Here is a 14801-nt window from a genome sequence, read left to right as displayed (position 1 = left end):
ATGTGCAAGCTGTGCAAAGACGTTTTCGGCACTTTCTTGTCGCAACCGTGCATGGCCGCCACTCATCACAGTTCAAAGCTAACGAGATGGTGCAAGTTGGGTTCCACGCTTCCTGACGGACCATGCGGACGAGACCGTCGATCCGGTACGAAACCGTACCAACCGCCTGTTTTCAATCAAAAAACCGTGTGGTTTCGTGGTCATTTTCTAAACCCGACCTATTTGCTGGACTAATCGTAGGAGGGATCAATGCGTGTTTTGATTATCGAGGATGAGCCAATCATCGCTCTTGAGCTGGAGCGGATCGTTCGCGACGCCGGGCACGAAGTCATAGGATCGGTTGTCACGCTGGAACAGGCTCTTGCCCACGCTCCGCGCGCCGAGGCGGCGCTTGTCGATCTCGGCCTGGCGGACGGTGCCAGCGGCTCAGCTCTTGGCCGCCGGCTTATGGACCGCTTTCATATCAAGGTCATCTTCGTGACTGGCAGCCCTAAAGAAGTGGGAAGCGGATTATCCGGCTGTATCGATATCGTTGCCAAGCCGTTCAGCGACGCGCGAATTTCTGCGAGCCTCAGAAAGGCCGCCGTTTCCGGTCCCGTTGCGGCCTAGCAGGCGTCATGAACTATTTGTGGTGCGGTGCGATGGTGCAAATGACTGGATTTGGATCACGCGTGGAACCGAACAAGGCCTCTGGGAACGGAGGTATTATCCTTGCCGCTGCGACGATCCGCAGCATAGCGGATCGCATCGCCGAGATCCCTGTCGGGCACCGGCTTTTGCATTACACCGATCGCGCCCGGCACGCCGCCACGTAGCGCGCCGGGGTCACTTGTCATGAACAGGACGGTGACGTTCGCATCGACGAGCGTCTTTCCGAGAATTGGTCCGGTCGGGCCATCCTCCAGGTTGACATCGACGAGCGCCAACTCCGCATCATGAGACAGCATCAGTGCCTGGTACATGTTGCTGGCGATGCCGATCGTGCGGTGTCCAAGCTCTTCGACCGTATCCTGAAGATTGAGGGCAATCAGCGGCTGGTCTTCGACAATAAGCACGTTGTAAGCCATGTCGCACTCCCTTCAAGCACATAGGGCTCTCATCGGCTGCACAGCTACCGCGCCGACCCTGCGGCCAGCATGTCGGCGCGTCCGCCCGTCAATCTCGGTGCTCAGGCATCTCTTTCAGCTGATCCTTCGTCCAGGCGGTGAGGGCGTGCACGTCGCCGTCCTCGTCACGCATGAATTCGAGATCACCGACCGGCACCGACACCGGCTTGGCGCCTATTCCAAGGAAACCACCCACATCGATGACAACGCTGGTCGCCGTGCCGCTTCCGTGAACATGATCAACCTTGCCGATCTTGTGATCGTCGGCGCCATAAACGGTAGCGCCTTCAAGAATAGCTGGTGTCAGCTCGTCGGCGGTCAGCCGGACATGATTTGCATGGTCCATAATTGCATCTCCTTAGGTTGCGTTGGATGAACCCTTATCGCGTCGGCTTTGTTCCATGGCGAATTTGGTCAGGCTAGAAGCGGTATTCGGCACTCATCAGGGCAATGCGTTTTCTGCGACGTTGACCTCGGACGGTTCTTAATCCTGGGAGTGGTCCTGGCTGTTACTCAGGCGGCTGCTGGCAACAAAAGCATGTTCCGCGTGACCTGGACCAGGCGGACATTGTCATCGATGAAAATGGAAGGCTCAGCCCCAGCAAGGGCATATGAGGCGCAGACCAGATTATCTGAAATTCACAAGCGCCGCGTTGTCGGACCCGTCCACCGTTGGCCGCAATGAAGGTGCGCCACGACCATCAGCTACCTAGGCGTAGGGTGACGTCACCGGCCCGCCAGACGACTGGACAGGACCCATTTGTGATGATCTGGCCTCTCGTAAATGCTGACGGGTCAGACAAACGGCCTTTTCCCTAAAGACGCCTGATTCAGCCGCCGCCGATCGACAACCGATTAATGACAGTCCCTAGTCCTGTTCGCGCGTTCCAGGCGCCGCCCCGCGTTCCTCATGATCTTCGAGGTCTGATGTTACGATGAGACCGTCGGAGCGCTGACGCACAGCCTCACGCATGGCTTTGAACTTAAACCCGTCGTCGCCGCGGTCGGCTGGCTGACCTCCGGTATTGCCGTCGATGACGTCCTCGCCGTCGACGTCAAGCGAACCTTGATTTTTTGGGTCTGTCATTGATAGCGCCTTTCGATTTATCTACCTTGGAACCCGGGAGCCTTATACCGATCTATCCGGGACTGAGACGTAGAGCGGCCGGACATGGTTGTTCTCCGCGATGTGAGCTGTCTCAAACCGGTGGCCTGTGCCTATCGTGCTGACTGGCTGCTGGCCGCTCATCATCGCGGGTATCTCCGCTAGGGGCTTGAGTAAACGCGTTCCTCATCACCGAGCTCGCGTTCGACCCCTGTCTTAACTCCGCCATCTCCTGAGGGTTCCCACTTCGATGGGCCAAATTGAAGTCACCGGCGCCGCCAGGGGACGTTCCCGGAACAAATCCCGCGCACCGACGGTTATGGAAACGAGCTCCCGAGAATGGTGAACATGCCCCGATTTTTCTTCAACATCCGCAACGGTGACGATTATATCGCCGATCCCGATGGCACCGAGCTCGCAGATCTCGACGCCGCGGTCGAGGAAGCCTTGACAGGCGCTCGCGAACTCCTGAGTGAAATTGTAAGGCTCGGCAAGCTTGTCGATGGACAAAGCTTCGAGATCACCGACGAAACGGGAGCTGTGGTGCGGGTCGTGCCCTTTAAAGATGCGGTCAGGTTTTCCTGATCCTGCTCCATTCAAGCTCTTAGCGACTTTCTCAGCCTGTCTTTGACGTCTTCCCCTATCGGGGAGGCGAAGATCCAACCCGATTCAGTCAACTCGGTCGTTCACGTTGTTGCCGAAGCTATCAGGCTGTTGCCCTCACGATTGTTGGCTCGACATTGCAAAACGGCAGGAAAATCGGCGATAAACCGTCAAGCCCACGCCCGCTGGATTTCAAAGACACTCCATTCCCCATGCGGCAGGACCGAGCAGGGCCGATCTGCTTCAGTCTTGAAGGGAGGTACGGAGGGAAGGAACTGCGGACCGCCGGTCGACAACGGTTTGTACGATTTCAACCAGCTGTGAGTTTTGGCCGTAAACCGCTTGTGCGCCTTGAACTTTCGCCTATCGTGGACCTTGGCGATCTGACGCCGATGAGGGGAACATGAACACCACCTGTTGGCCGAAGGCGCCTCTGGTCGAGGAGGATGTCGACTGTATCGATCGCGTCCTGCGCGGTTGGTGCGCGCGCCGTGGCTTGGCAATCACCGATGACGCGAGCAGCCTTAAGGCCCGAGAGCTCATCGGATGGTATGAGTTTGGCATTCGCAGTCCGGCCGAGCTTGCGCGTCTAATCGAAGATGACGGGCTATAGCTCATACCCTTTTTTGCTCAGCGAGTGCTCGGAATCGACTTCGTCACGTCCTTAAGCGATGGGCTGCGCACGATCCGGTAGCGCGCCTCGATCAAATTGTAGATGCCGAATGCGGCCAGACCGATTGCGACTGCCGCATAAAGGATGCCGCCGAACGGGAGGTGGCGGACCCATTCGAGGGCGTCGGCCATGCTCCCCGCTTCATCAGGATTAACATGGATGCCAGCGAAAACGAACAGCACGCCTGTGACCGCAAAGACTGCGCCACGTGCGAGCAGACCATAGATACAAATCCATGAAGCTGCAGACCCTTCGTCCAGCCTGATGTAACGCCTGAACTTTCCGGTGACACCCTTGAGCGCGGTCATGCCCCCGCCAAAAATGAAACCGACGCCGACGGCGATCGCTAGGTAGGAGCCGAATGGCTGCGACATGATCCATCCCGCTAAGCCCTTTTCTCCAGAACCTCCACTCGTGCCGCCGACCGCAAAGGCGTGACCGAGTGCATAGGCAGCAAGACCGATATAGGTTATCGCACTGCCAAACAGGGCTGAGCGAATGATCATTGCCTTTACGTCGCGCCCATGCCGATCCGCATCGGCCAAAGATTGTGCGAGTCGCCATGCGACAAAGCCCAGTAATCCGACCCCGATAAGGCCGACCCACACGCGGCCGAAAGGTTGCTGCAGCAGCGTTGAGAGTGCTGATTTCGTCTCAGGAGTGCCGCCGGTGAGACCCGAAAACAGCGCCAGTCCCGCGACGAGAAGGAAGACGAGACCCCGTGCCGCATAGCCAGCTTTCGCCAGAAGCGCGAACCGGACGTGATTTTTCATTTTTGTTTGCTCCTGGCTTACAAATGCTGTCACGTCATAACGCGCAACGGCATCATGAGTTCGGTCGCGCTTTTTCCACCAGAGCTTCTCCGCAACGACTGCAGCGTCTGGGGCTTACCGTTCGCGGTCTACGGCCTATATCCAGGTTCTACAGAAAGCGGGAGCACCAATTGAGCGACGACGACTTGCGTCAGACTTTGATCGAGGGCGGCGGGGAAGGGGCGCGAATATGTCGACAGCCCCGCTTGGCCCGATTGCTGCCTGGCCGCGCAGTCTTGGATGCCGCACTTCGCGCAACGATGCAGGCAGTTTCATCCAGACGGGACACATGATGATTAGATGGCTTTTGCAAAGCGCGACCGGTAGCCCAGCCCTTTTTTCGTCAGCTTGAACCGCGCAGCTTTAACGTCGTCGTTCCATTGGACGAGGCCCAGTTCGACAGCTCGCAGGCCGGTTTTCAGCCCAACGCCACTCGGCGGCGAGATGTACTCTGTCTGGTTCAATCCTTCCAATAGGATCAGAAGCCTGGCATTTTTTATCGGTGGCATGATGGCACGACAACTCCGCCTTGCATGCGCCTATGCTATACCAAGATGAGACGACGGAGGGTGTCTGTACGTTTGATAACAAAAAGCCGGCAGCGCGTGAGCGCTGCCGGCTTTTCAATGCGCACTCAGACGAGAGGGCCGCGCGTCGTGCGCACTAAGTCCTCTTCTTCGTCACGCTGGCGGCCACCAAGTGCTGCCGCAGCCGATGCGATGAAGGCGCCGACTAGCAGCGAAATCGTTCCCACAAGAGCGGCTGTTGCCGCGCTCTTTCGCGCTTTGTCGAGGGCAGCCTGCGCGGCAACCTTCGCATCTTCGATCTCTTTGAGCACCATATCAACCCGGTTGCGCGCATCCTGTTCGGACAAGCCGGTACGTGCGGCAACGAGGCTTGCGGTATAGGCCTTGTCGTTATCGGAAACCGATCCCTTCGCGGCGCTCTGCATCAAGATGCGCGAGATTTCCGCAGTCGCCGCCGCGTTGTCCTCTTTTGCCCTGGCACCGGCCTCGGCCGGGCGAAGAAGAGCATCAGTGAAATAACCCGTCGACAGATCGCTAGCGGATGCGGCGGATGCTGCAGGCGCGGCCGCCGCGATCCCGGCGCCGGTCGCGACAGAACCGGCTGCGCTTGCGCCAGCGCCCGCAAGCGATGCGAGAGAAGAAGCAAGGAATCCGGCAACGAAGATCGTCGCCAGTGCCCAACTGAGGAAGCCGTGCGCTGTATCGCGGAAGAAGACCTCGTCGGTATGGACCACAGCCCACTTCGTACGCAGGCGCCCCGTTAGATATCCGCCAAGGGCCGAAGAGAGCCACTGCACGACGACCAGCCAGATCGCTGCGGAAATCCCAACGGTCGCGGCCGAGCTGCTCTCGCCCGACCACGGAGACACCATGGTCAGGCCCATCCCTGTACCGAGCAGAAGAAGCATCAGCGTCACGCCGATCGACGCGACCGTCCCACCGATAATTGGACCCCAGGAGATCGCTGATTTTGCCGATTCGACCGGAACGAGCCCGGTGCCGGTTTCGGAGCCAAGAGCCATCAGCCGCTCCTATCGCATGAACAGTACGAGAAGAATGACGATTGGCAGGGGGATCCCAAGCAACCAGAGCAATAGTCCACGACCCATTTTAAAACCTCCTGAAAAAATGACTAGCGGGGTCGTAACTTCGCAAAGCGTTGTTTGTTCCAACCGCGACTTGGAAGATCACAGTTGAAGGTCACGTCAGACAAGCGCCAGCCCACAAGCGAATGTCGAGTGGGGGCCAAAAGCGCGCCACTGCCGCCCTCGTAGCGCCAACGGTCGGGATCTGCGGGCGTCGTCAACCAATTGTATAACGGACATCCCCTCCGACCGCTCAAATCGCTCATGAGCTGGAACTAAAGTATCCGACTTAACGTTAATGTGCGGTCTTAGAAGGGCGCACTACATGAACGTTATGATCGTCGAAGACGAAATCATCCCTGCTTTGAACCTCGAAGACGACGTCCACCATGCCGGACATCGCTCCGTCGGGTTTGCTGCATCACATGATGATGCTCTCGCGCTCGCTCCAAAGGCGGATGTCGCTTTCGTCGATGTTCGGCTGCGTGACGGGGTAGAGGGTCCCAATATTGCGCGCCGCCTCATCGACGAGTTCGGCGTGAATGTCGTGTTTCTGACCGGCAATCCCGAAGCTGTTGAGGGATTTCGCGGCTCGCTTGGTGTACTCGCCAAACCCCTTCGAAACAACGATGTGGCCGCAGTGTTGCGCTATATCAGTGCCAAAACTCAAGGTGAGGACATTCCTGCACCGCAGCGGCTGGCAATGGCAGCCTGAGCCGATGAGTTCTAGGCGCAACTCGGGGCCGACGCCAGCAGAGGAAGTGCGGATCCGTCGTGCAATGCGCCTCGCAAACCTCATGGACACCGCTGTTGGCATTCCTGGCCTTGGGATAAGGTTCGGCGCCGATGCGATACTCGGTCTGATCCCGGGCATTGGCGATATTGCCGGATCGCTGGTTGGGCTGGTGATCATCAACGAGGCGCGACAGCTAGGCCTTCCGCGCGAAAAGCTCGTCAAAATGCTTGTCAATCTCGGGCTTGATGCGGCGTCGGGCACCATCCCGATTGCAGGCGACTTCTTCGATGTCTATTTCAAATCCCACCGGCGTAACGCCCGCATCATCCTCGACCATTTCGGGATCGACTGACAGTCCTGACGATGACGCTGCGCGTCGCCGCTATCCGAGTGAGATTTCCGCGATAAAGACCGTTCCGCCGGCCTGCTCATAGCGATATTCCCCGCTCATTTGCGAAACAAATGACTTGATCAGCCGGGTTCCCATCCCTGACCTGGCGCCTGCCGGCACATAGCCGATGCCGTCATCGCTCACCTCCAGTCTGACCCGCCCGGTAGACAGTTTTTGAAGCCGAACCTCGATGCGGCCATCTTGGCGCGTATCGAAAGCATACTTCATTGCATTGGTCAGGAGTTCGTTAAGGAGAAGCGCGAACGGTGTTGCCTTGTCCGCATCGATCTCGATATCGTCGATCTCGAAATTAAGTGCTATGTCGCGATCATGGAGGTCAACGAGGGTTCTGACGAGGTTTGGTATGAAATCGCGTGCTTGGACACTTCGAAACTGGTCGAAGCCATACATCTGCTCATGGACAGCTGACATGGCAATGATACGCTCGTGCAGCCGTTGGACTGTCTCCTGCTTGAGGCCCTGAAGCCGGATCAAAGCCATCACGGTCTGGAGATTGTTCTTCACCCGGTGGTGAATCTCGCGCATCAGCACCTTGTTGGTGCGCACTGCCTGTGCGAGCTCGGTGGTGCGTTGTGCTTCGGCCTTGGCGAGACTGAGGATCTTCAAGGCGCCGGTCGTGGCTGCGGCAAGCGCAAGCAGAAGAACGGTCGCCGCTATCAGGACGTCACGCCAGAACGGCCACATGATGGCTGACACTTCTGCCGAGGCGATTGCCACGAAGGGCGTGCGCTCGACGATCCGGTAGCCGACGAGCCTGGTGACACCGTCGACGGGCGATGCCGATATGTAGGTGCCCGCCGTTGCCTTTCGCATATAGTCTGTAAACAGCACATAGTTACCGAGATCGACCGCATCCTTTGCTTCGGGATGCCTGGCGATCAGCTTTCCGTCACGTCGGATGAAACTCACCGTTGAACCTTTTCCGAGGGATGCGGCATCCCATATCGTCCTCAGCATCCCGGCATCGAAGGCAAGCACGGCAACACCTGCGAAAATCCGGTTACGCTCGATCCTTGTTGCCGACAGGAACACATGACGGTTCGTGCCTCGAAGCATGGTCAAAGCGGAAGTGTAATCCTCCGCCCCGTTCGACAATCGCTTGAAGAAAAGCTGATCGGCGATGTCGGAAGGGCTGTTCTCGCGATCGTTGGAGTAAATCACGCGGCCGTCGGGCGCAATGACGTATGCCGTTGCGGTGACAGGCAATCCGGCTGTCGCCTGGTTGAGATGCTTGATGCCGGTAGCGTCGAGCGGCTGGGAAGCGTCACCCACCGCATCGTCCATGCGATAGAGCGTCTGGCGAGCGAGCGAATTGATCCAGATCGCGTTTGCAGCGACGATCTTGGTTGTCGCCGTGACCTGTTCTTCACCGCGTGTGACGGCCGACCAGTAGGTCGAATGGAGCCACAGGGAAAGGACGACCGCCAATCCGCAGAACATCGCCGCAATCGCGCCGACCGCTGCCTTTCCAACTATCGTGGAATCGCGTTGGGTTCGCATTCAATCCCCGCCGAACGGTAGATTTCATTTCTCTGATAGCAGGCTATAGGAGTCAATGTCTGCCAGAAGACAAACACGCGAAAGGCTGCGATTGATCGGCCGGACGGGCACTGGAAGGCGAACGGTCCTGGTCGATTGCCCTCCTGACAGTCGGGTCAGCGCCGTGTCGTAGTCCGGCGAAGGGCGCGTTCAGCCTGAGCGATCGCCTCCTCTATACTGGCCGAGGTCCCAGTCGGCGGCAAGGTGCCAACGCCGTGACCAACGCTCAGACGCCAACCCCACGGAGCCTTGCTGGTCAGGTTGCTGCCGTCGCAGGCAAGAACCCCGATATACGTACCCTCGTGCGCGAGGTTGAAGACATTTGGATCATCCGAGGGCACAACTTCCAGACCCGGTGTCAGCGCGGTCTCGCTCATTTGCCGAACTCCCTTCAAGAAAATCTGCCGAACAGTTTCCAAGGTAGAAAGTTCCGGCCTTGGTGAGTTCGCCGCGCTGGAACTCGCGCTTTGCGCCGACGTTCGGGAGGCAAAGGGAGATCGGCCAATGGACACATCCACCGAGGCAGTCGAACGCAACGGCCTGCTTTCTGCTATCGCAAAAGACGCGATGTCTGCGCTACGGCCTCTTCTTGAACCTGTCGTCCTTGCAAAGAATTCGATGCTCTCGACCAGTGGGAAGGTTCCGGAATTCTGTTACTTTCTGGAGGGTGGCATAGCCTCGATCATCATGACGACGTCGGAGGGCCGGTCTTGCGAGGTGGGCATTGTCGGACGGGAGGGGGCAGCGCCAATTGCTGGATTGCTCACGGGGCAAAGCGCGCCGTTCGATGCCGTTATGCAAGTCGAGGGATATGCCCTGCGGGCCCGCACAAAGAATTTCCGGCCCGTCCTGCTAGCCCACCCGGCAGTAAGCGAGATCATGTACCGGTATGCCCAGAGCTTCCTGGTGCAGACAGCTTCGACGGCCTTGGCAAACGCCAACTACTCCGTCGAAGAGCGCCTGGCGCGCTGGATATTGATGTGCCACGACCGCATCGACGGCGACCGTGTATCCCTCACACACGAATTCCTCTCACTCATGCTGGCTGTTCGCCGTCCAAGCGTGACGACGGCGCTTCATGTGCTTGAGGGCCGGCGATTGATCCATTCGGAACGCAGTCTCGTCGTGGTGAGGGATCGCCGCGGACTGGAACAATTCTGCCAGGGCTGCTACGGGCAGGCAGAAAGCGCCTATCGCGATCTTGTCGCAACGCTGCGCCCCAATGCTCCCAGCTAGGGCGTCCCACTCTTCAACTCGCCAAGGTCTTGCGCAATCCGCTCTCTTGCTCGGTTGACGCGGCTTTTGATCGTTCCGGCTGGACAATCGAAGTGCTCACTGGCCGCTTCATAGGAGTGGCCTTCGATGAACACGAACTCGAATGCCGATCGATAGGGTTCGGGCAGTTGGCCGCAGGCACGCTCGAGTTCATGGCCTCGCACGCGCCACTCCTGCTCGGGTGGGACGCTGCCACGTGAGGAGGCGCAATCTTCGGCGCCAAGAATCTCCCGCTTCCCGACACGAAACTTCGAGCAGAAAGTGTTTCGCATGATGGTAAAGAGCCACGACTTCAGCCTTGTGCCCTCTTGAAAGCGGTCAATGTGTGATAGCGCCTTGACCACCGTTTCCTGGACGAGGTCGTCCGCTTCGGTCGGATTGCGATGAAAAGTCCTCGCAAAAGCGCGCAGAGCCGGCAACAGAAGGACCAGCTCGTGCTCTATGTTCGACTGCCGATTGATTTTAAGGGCCATTGTGCACCTCCCTGCCTCATCAAAGCTCAGAAGGTACCTTTGTTCCGGGTGAAAAAGGCAAGGTACGCAACCGTACCTAGGGATCGGTGCCTAATGGTCACCTCTCGCGGTGCCGAAAAGTGCGACAGCAATGGCGCCGAGTTCCGTCGGCTTTTCGCAAAGATGATATCCCGCGTAGCGGTCGGGAATCTGGCTGCGGATATAAGCGGTCGCGAACACAAACGGTATTCCCATTGTCTGAAGCCGTTCGGCAATCGGAAAAACCGTCTCACCGTCAAGCCGGATGTCCAGGATCGCGCCGTCGATGGCACGCGTGTCGATTAATACCATGCCGGCTTCGACAGAAGGCGCCGGGCCGACCACGCACGCTCCCGCCCGCCCGAGTGCCTGCCGCACATCGTCGGCGACGAAATATTCGTCTTCAACGATCAGGATATTCTTCCCAGTGAGCAGGCTAAGCTTCTGATCCACATTACCCTCCATGCCGAGCGAGGCACCGCCTCCGCGCGTCAGCGTCACTGTCCTTCCTGTACGTCGCTCCACGAGAACTGGATCGCCCGGCCTTTTGTCAGCCCATTCAATCTGAGGCAGCTTTCGTAATGGGCTTCGACCAGTGCAACAGCATCCGATTCTCGTTAAGCTGCCCCGACGTGCGGTTTAATGATCATCTTGATCCGTGGGTCAAGCCCGCCTTCCCATCGCCATTGCCGCGGGCCGCCACCCACCTCAAAGATAACCCGCCCAAAACGGACGTTGCCGTCGAAGCCATCCAGGGATCCGGTGCCTGTCCTGCGCCATTCATATTTCGATCGAAAGGGTTCCATCGCGTGGCTGTATCCCATATCGCTTCGTCGAACTACCGAGGCCGCCAGCAGTTCCATGGACGACAGCCCGGATGTTGGGAACCAGGCTGGTATTTCCACGTTTGAAGCATCATCCCGATACCGAGGCGTTCCAATGACATGGATCATTTTGATAGCACTGCTGCTGATTGCCGCTGTTGCCGGACGAACATTATTGTACGTTGCCCTTGGCTATGCTGACTACCTTATCGAGCAAAGACGGCAGAAGGGTCTTATCCGGCGCGCCATGCGGCGACGGGATGGCCGAAATTGAACAGCAGTCTTAAACCGGGCCGTTGTCCGGCTCGATCATGTCTTCATTGCGCTCAAGAAACGCCTGCGCCTGATTAATGGCGGCCGTAATTTGATCCAGTTCGGCAAGATCTGCATCGCGGACAATGCTGGCGAGCTCCCGGCAGAACCGGATCAATTGTCCAATGCTCTCGGCATCGGCGCGGGTCAATCTTACCGTTCGAGGCTGGTTCATCGACAAATCGCCTTATCTTTCACTTCGCTGGCTTTTCCGTATGTGCGTGCCAGTCAGATAGTCTGCAGCGAAGCTTCCCTTTTGGATAATCATGCTGGCTCCCGCGCGATGGAAAGCAAACGATAGTTTTCCGATTTTGTTCAAGCGGAGATCGGTCCGATTTCGCTTCGCATGAGATCGAACGCCCTCTCTCGCTCGCAAAGTTCGATGGCTTTTAAGCTCTCGACGATGAGACAAGTCCGGGTGGTCTACAAAGTGCGGATAGCGGGCGAGCCTGTCCAGTCCCATGCTGATGGATCTTCAGTTCCGAGAGTGCGCGCCGTGGCGCTGTCGGTGCCGACGCACCGTCCCACAGACCGGACATTCCCAAATCTCGAAGTACCGATGTCGAAAACTGTTGCAGCATTGCTACGCCGCTTCCAGACAACTTCAGCTTCGACGAGTAGATATGGTCCTTATGACCGGAATCGTACACAGCCTTGCAGGATGAACGGGTTGGACTAGATCATAGCTGTTATCCGAACCTCCATAGCGCAAAGTAATTTTGGGACTGCCAGCATGACAGATCTTGAGGGGAGCGACCTGGACGGCCGATATAGGCTGCTCGTCGATGCTATCACCGACTACGCCATCTATATGCTTGACCCGCAAGGGCGGGTAAACAGTTGGAGCATGGGCGCCAAGCGCCTTAAGGGATACGAGGAAGACGAAATCCTCGGTGAGCACTTTTCGCGCTTCTATACGCCGGAAGACCGGGCATCCGGCGTTCCCGCAACCGCACTGCAGACGGCAGCCACAACCGGCCGCTTCGAGGCCGAGGGCTTCAGGCTCAGAAAGAACGAGGAGCGTTTCCCAGCCCACGTCGTGATCGATGCGATCCGCGATAGTCGCGGATTGCTCCTCGGCTTTGCCAAAATCACCAGGGATCTTTCTGAGCGCAAGAAGGCCGAACAGATTCTCAAGCGTCAGGAAGAGCAGTTCCGCATGCTCGTTCAGGGTGTCACGGATTATGCGATATATCTGCTCGATCCCGATGGCCTGGTTTCCAGCTGGAACGCTGGCGCTCAGCGCATCAAGGGCTTTCTGCCCGACGAAATCATCGGGCAGCATTTCTCACGCTTTTACACCGACGAGGACAAGGCAGCGGGTCTGCCTTCTATAGCCCTTGAAACAGCCGCGCGCGAAGGCCGTTTTGAGAAGGAAGGCTGGAGGATCAGAAAGGACGGCAGCCGCTTCTGGGCAAACGTCATAATAGATGCCATACATGCCGATGACGGCAGCCTTGTCGGCTTTGCGAAGATCACCCGCGATATTACCGAAAAGCGGCAAGCCGAAGAAGCGTTGGCCCGTGCACAGCAGGAGCTCTTTCAGGCGCAGAAGATGGAGGCGGTCGATCAGCTGACCGGCGGGGTCGCGCACGACTTCAACAATCTGCTGATGGCAATCCTTGGCAGCCTTGAGATCGCCCGCAAACGAACCCTGGCTGGGGAAGGCGTCCTCGATTTGATTGACAACGCCATCGTCGGCGCGCGAAGGGGCGCGTCTCTCACGCAGCGGCTGCTGGCATTCTCCCGCAAGCAGGACCTCAAACTTGAACCGGTCAAGGTCGCTGATCTTGTAAGCGGAATGACGGAACTGATGGAACGCTCGATCGGTCCGGCGATCGAGATCGTGAGCCGATTTGAGCCTGACCTGCCGGCAGTTCTGTCGGATGCAAATCAGCTTGAAAACGCTCTCCTGAATCTGGTCGTCAATGCGCGTGATGCCATGCCCGATGGTGGCACGATCACGATTAGCGCCGGGCGCCATCGCCTCACAGGTACCAACAGCCAGGGACTGCCATCGGGACACTATGTCTGTCTTTCGGTCACCGATGAAGGAGGCGGCATGGATGACGAGACCCTGGAGCTTGCCACGACGCCCTTTTTCACAACAAAGGGAATTGGCAAAGGTACTGGACTGGGTTTGCCCATGGTCCAGGGCCTGATGGCCCAGGCAGGCGGGGCCCTTCATCTGAAGTCGGCGCCGGGCCTTGGTTGCACGGCGCAACTGTGGTTGCCAGTCGCGGCTGATCAGACCGAGCCGGCGTCCCATCTGCCAAGCGAACCGCTTGTCCAATCACCGTCGCAATTGACTGTTCTTGCCGTCGATGACGATGCTCTCGTCTTGATGAACACTATTCTGATGCTGGAAGATCTGGGCCACGAGGCCATACAGGCTGAATCAGCGGGGCAGGTGCTTGAGTTGCTCAAGGAAGGGTTCATTCCGGACGTCATCCTGACCGATCATGCCATGCCAAATATGACAGGGGCGGAGCTGATCCGAACACTCAGCCTTTCGCACCCGTCCGTGGCGCTGGTTCTTGCCACAGGCTATGCGGAGCTGCCCGACGGCACGGCGCCACACGTCGTGAAGCTCTCGAAACCATTCACGCAGGCACAGCTGAGTGTCGCGCTGGCAGCTGCCAGACCTGCCGCCCTGCTTGATCGAATTGGAGAATGAAGGTTCTTCAGCCCCGTTTGCGTACATTCTATTTGTCGCTCTTTTGACCGGTCACTCCGTACTGATCTGCCAGCCGCTGCGCGAAGATGCGGTGGAACCCAGTGACGAGAGCCTGCCTGCCCGACAAGGGATCCGCTCGAGCGGGTTGTTATCTTTTGGCATCCGGGATCTTTTGGCTCAGTGTGCAAGCTTTGATGTTGCCGTGCAAACCGGTTTACAAGCTTCATGCGCGTTGATCCCATTTTCCGTCCCACTCGACACCTTCCGTAAGCTCGATCAATATTGGCATCGCCGAGATGATTACCGGCGATCTTAGGACAACGGGCGGTTCCGTCTCCTCGCCAGAAAGACCATGTCCTCGTCTTCCGAACCTTGTGTTTCGAATGAATCCGCGGATTCGGTGACTTGAACGGTAAGTTTGACGATCAAGTCACCCTTGCGCTCGCATCCCGCCTCCAATGTCAGGTAGTTCGTCATTTGCAGCCCCTTGAATAGTTGCTCAATCGAACCAGGGAACCGGAAAGTTGTTCCTGCCCACCTGTGGCCAGCTGTTGCAAATCAGCAATGACTGCCGCTAGAGTCAATCGACCATCGTCCGCCCCGCTATCGATGCCGTTGCGTCGA

General features: G+C 57.9%; 20 protein-coding genes. 7 read left to right on the top strand and 13 right to left on the bottom strand.

Annotated elements, in window-relative coordinates:
• Positions 1-249: 249 nt before the first annotated feature.
• Positions 250-609 (top strand): response regulator, encoded by a 360-nt coding sequence (locus ACEN84_RS02040; protein ID WP_112720349.1) that lies wholly within the window; start codon positions 250-252, stop codon positions 607-609.
• A 56-nt stretch (positions 610-665) separates the two neighbouring features.
• Here ACEN84_RS02040 and ACEN84_RS02035 read toward each other — a convergent pair whose 3' ends face one another.
• The 3 genes from ACEN84_RS02035 to ACEN84_RS02025 all read right to left on the bottom strand — a co-directional run bounded on the left by ACEN84_RS02035 (position 666) and on the right by ACEN84_RS02025 (position 2193).
• A complete protein-coding gene (locus ACEN84_RS02035; protein WP_112720350.1) occupies positions 666-1067 on the bottom strand; it encodes a response regulator in 402 nt (133 codons plus the stop codon).
• 88 nt (positions 1068-1155) lie between these two features.
• A complete protein-coding gene (locus tag ACEN84_RS02030) occupies positions 1156-1452 on the bottom strand; it encodes a PRC-barrel domain-containing protein (RefSeq protein ID WP_413708977.1) in 297 nt (98 codons plus the stop codon).
• A 522-nt stretch (positions 1453-1974) separates the two neighbouring features.
• Positions 1975-2193: a hypothetical protein gene (locus ACEN84_RS02025; protein ID WP_413708976.1), complete on the bottom strand. Its 219-nt coding sequence runs from the start codon at positions 2191-2193 to the stop codon at positions 1975-1977.
• Positions 2194-2550: 357 nt separating this feature from the next.
• On the opposite strand from ACEN84_RS02025, the gene ACEN84_RS02020 reads away from it, so the two are divergent.
• Positions 2551-2796 carry a DUF6894 family protein gene (locus ACEN84_RS02020; RefSeq protein WP_354541183.1) on the top strand — a complete coding sequence of 82 codons (246 nt, stop codon included), beginning with the start codon at positions 2551-2553 and terminating at the stop codon, positions 2794-2796.
• A gap of 648 nt (positions 2797-3444) precedes the next feature.
• On the opposite strand, the gene ACEN84_RS02015 is transcribed toward ACEN84_RS02020, so the two are convergent.
• The 3 genes from ACEN84_RS02015 to ACEN84_RS02005 form a co-directional block, all read right to left on the bottom strand.
• On the bottom strand, positions 3445-4260 hold the full coding sequence (locus ACEN84_RS02015) for a DUF1206 domain-containing protein (protein WP_413708975.1): 816 nt from the start codon (positions 4258-4260) through the stop codon (positions 3445-3447).
• Positions 4261-4595: 335 nt separating this feature from the next.
• Entirely contained in the window at positions 4596-4808 is a 213-nt protein-coding gene (locus tag ACEN84_RS02010; RefSeq protein ID WP_112720355.1) for a hypothetical protein, read from the bottom strand.
• A gap of 125 nt (positions 4809-4933) precedes the next feature.
• A complete protein-coding gene (locus ACEN84_RS02005) occupies positions 4934-5848 on the bottom strand; it encodes a hypothetical protein (protein WP_413708974.1) in 915 nt (304 codons plus the stop codon).
• 388 nt (positions 5849-6236) lie between these two features.
• Between ACEN84_RS02005 and ACEN84_RS02000 the strand changes: the two genes are divergently transcribed.
• Together ACEN84_RS02000 and ACEN84_RS01995 are read left to right on the top strand one after the other, a co-directional pair.
• A complete protein-coding gene (locus tag ACEN84_RS02000) occupies positions 6237-6626 on the top strand; it encodes a response regulator (RefSeq protein WP_413708973.1) in 390 nt (129 codons plus the stop codon).
• A 4-nt stretch (positions 6627-6630) separates the two neighbouring features.
• The gene (locus ACEN84_RS01995; protein WP_413709019.1) at positions 6631-6999 is read left to right on the top strand and encodes a DUF4112 domain-containing protein; all 369 of its coding nucleotides are present in this window, start codon (positions 6631-6633) and stop codon (positions 6997-6999) included.
• A 30-nt stretch (positions 7000-7029) separates the two neighbouring features.
• On the opposite strand, the gene ACEN84_RS01990 is transcribed toward ACEN84_RS01995, so the two are convergent.
• Both ACEN84_RS01990 and ACEN84_RS01985 read right to left on the bottom strand, forming a co-directional pair.
• Positions 7030-8559, bottom strand: a complete 1530-nt coding sequence (locus ACEN84_RS01990; RefSeq protein ID WP_413708972.1) for a sensor histidine kinase — start codon at positions 8557-8559, stop codon at positions 7030-7032.
• A gap of 155 nt (positions 8560-8714) precedes the next feature.
• Positions 8715-8975: a hypothetical protein gene (locus ACEN84_RS01985; RefSeq protein WP_130284387.1), complete on the bottom strand. Its 261-nt coding sequence runs from the start codon at positions 8973-8975 to the stop codon at positions 8715-8717.
• Between the two features lie 127 nt (positions 8976-9102).
• Between ACEN84_RS01985 and ACEN84_RS01980 the strand changes: the two genes are divergently transcribed.
• On the top strand, positions 9103-9834 hold the full coding sequence (locus ACEN84_RS01980; protein ID WP_413708971.1) for a Crp/Fnr family transcriptional regulator: 732 nt from the start codon (positions 9103-9105) through the stop codon (positions 9832-9834).
• On the opposite strand, the gene ACEN84_RS01975 is transcribed toward ACEN84_RS01980, so the two are convergent.
• The 4 genes from ACEN84_RS01975 to ACEN84_RS01960 form a co-directional block, all read right to left on the bottom strand.
• Positions 9831-10346, bottom strand: a complete 516-nt coding sequence (locus tag ACEN84_RS01975; RefSeq protein ID WP_130284383.1) for a sigma-70 family RNA polymerase sigma factor — start codon at positions 10344-10346, stop codon at positions 9831-9833. The two genes, ACEN84_RS01980 and ACEN84_RS01975, sit on opposite strands and share 4 nt — an antisense overlap.
• 90 nt (positions 10347-10436) lie before the next feature.
• Entirely contained in the window at positions 10437-10865 is a 429-nt protein-coding gene (locus ACEN84_RS01970) for a response regulator (RefSeq protein ID WP_413708970.1), read from the bottom strand.
• A gap of 116 nt (positions 10866-10981) precedes the next feature.
• Complete coding sequence (locus ACEN84_RS01965) at positions 10982-11227, bottom strand: hypothetical protein (protein ID WP_130284381.1); 246 nt, start codon at positions 11225-11227, stop codon at positions 10982-10984.
• A gap of 244 nt (positions 11228-11471) precedes the next feature.
• Positions 11472-11675: a hypothetical protein gene (locus tag ACEN84_RS01960; RefSeq protein ID WP_112720364.1), complete on the bottom strand. Its 204-nt coding sequence runs from the start codon at positions 11673-11675 to the stop codon at positions 11472-11474.
• A 558-nt stretch (positions 11676-12233) separates the two neighbouring features.
• Here ACEN84_RS01960 and ACEN84_RS01955 point away from each other — a divergent pair.
• Together ACEN84_RS01955 and ACEN84_RS01950 are read left to right on the top strand one after the other, a co-directional pair.
• Complete coding sequence (locus ACEN84_RS01955; protein WP_413708969.1) at positions 12234-14177, top strand: PAS domain S-box protein; 1944 nt, start codon at positions 12234-12236, stop codon at positions 14175-14177.
• Positions 14158-14493, top strand: a complete 336-nt coding sequence (locus tag ACEN84_RS01950; protein WP_130284375.1) for a hypothetical protein — start codon at positions 14158-14160, stop codon at positions 14491-14493. The genes ACEN84_RS01955 and ACEN84_RS01950 overlap by 20 nt, the downstream gene beginning before the upstream one ends.
• Here the strand turns inward: ACEN84_RS01950 and ACEN84_RS01945 are convergent.
• Positions 14490-14654 carry a hypothetical protein gene (locus ACEN84_RS01945; RefSeq protein WP_413708968.1) on the bottom strand — a complete coding sequence of 55 codons (165 nt, stop codon included), beginning with the start codon at positions 14652-14654 and terminating at the stop codon, positions 14490-14492. The genes ACEN84_RS01950 and ACEN84_RS01945 overlap by 4 nt on opposite strands.
• Between the last annotated feature and the right edge of the window lie 147 nt (positions 14655-14801).

Origin of the sequence: Rhizobium sp. Rhizsp82 (assembly GCF_047325115.1) — a bacterium.
GTDB lineage: Bacteria > Pseudomonadota > Alphaproteobacteria > Rhizobiales > Rhizobiaceae > Rhizobium.
This window is presented reverse-complemented; position numbering and strand designations above follow the sequence as displayed.

Coding starts and splice junctions, on each gene's coding strand:
- ACEN84_RS01955 (WP_413708969.1), top strand. CDS start 12,234: ATGACAGATCTTGAGGGGAGCGACCTGGACGGCCGATATAGGCTGCTC.
- ACEN84_RS02035 (WP_112720350.1), bottom strand. CDS start 1,067: ATGGCTTACAACGTGCTTATTGTCGAAGACCAGCCGCTGATTGCCCTC.
- ACEN84_RS02000 (WP_413708973.1), top strand. CDS start 6,237: ATGAACGTTATGATCGTCGAAGACGAAATCATCCCTGCTTTGAACCTC.
- ACEN84_RS01990 (WP_413708972.1), bottom strand. CDS start 8,559: ATGCGAACCCAACGCGATTCCACGATAGTTGGAAAGGCAGCGGTCGGC.
- ACEN84_RS02015 (WP_413708975.1), bottom strand. CDS start 4,260: ATGAAAAATCACGTCCGGTTCGCGCTTCTGGCGAAAGCTGGCTATGCG.
- ACEN84_RS01985 (WP_130284387.1), bottom strand. CDS start 8,975: ATGAGCGAGACCGCGCTGACACCGGGTCTGGAAGTTGTGCCCTCGGAT.
- ACEN84_RS02025 (WP_413708976.1), bottom strand. CDS start 2,193: ATGACAGACCCAAAAAATCAAGGTTCGCTTGACGTCGACGGCGAGGAC.
- ACEN84_RS01975 (WP_130284383.1), bottom strand. CDS start 10,346: ATGGCCCTTAAAATCAATCGGCAGTCGAACATAGAGCACGAGCTGGTC.
- ACEN84_RS02040 (WP_112720349.1), top strand. CDS start 250: ATGCGTGTTTTGATTATCGAGGATGAGCCAATCATCGCTCTTGAGCTG.
- ACEN84_RS01960 (WP_112720364.1), bottom strand. CDS start 11,675: ATGAACCAGCCTCGAACGGTAAGATTGACCCGCGCCGATGCCGAGAGC.
- ACEN84_RS02005 (WP_413708974.1), bottom strand. CDS start 5,848: ATGGCTCTTGGCTCCGAAACCGGCACCGGGCTCGTTCCGGTCGAATCG.
- ACEN84_RS02020 (WP_354541183.1), top strand. CDS start 2,551: ATGGTGAACATGCCCCGATTTTTCTTCAACATCCGCAACGGTGACGAT.
- ACEN84_RS01980 (WP_413708971.1), top strand. CDS start 9,103: ATGGACACATCCACCGAGGCAGTCGAACGCAACGGCCTGCTTTCTGCT.
- ACEN84_RS02030 (WP_413708977.1), bottom strand. CDS start 1,452: ATGGACCATGCAAATCATGTCCGGCTGACCGCCGACGAGCTGACACCA.
- ACEN84_RS02010 (WP_112720355.1), bottom strand. CDS start 4,808: ATGCCACCGATAAAAAATGCCAGGCTTCTGATCCTATTGGAAGGATTG.
- ACEN84_RS01945 (WP_413708968.1), bottom strand. CDS start 14,654: ATGACGAACTACCTGACATTGGAGGCGGGATGCGAGCGCAAGGGTGAC.
- ACEN84_RS01995 (WP_413709019.1), top strand. CDS start 6,631: ATGAGTTCTAGGCGCAACTCGGGGCCGACGCCAGCAGAGGAAGTGCGG.
- ACEN84_RS01965 (WP_130284381.1), bottom strand. CDS start 11,227: ATGGAACTGCTGGCGGCCTCGGTAGTTCGACGAAGCGATATGGGATAC.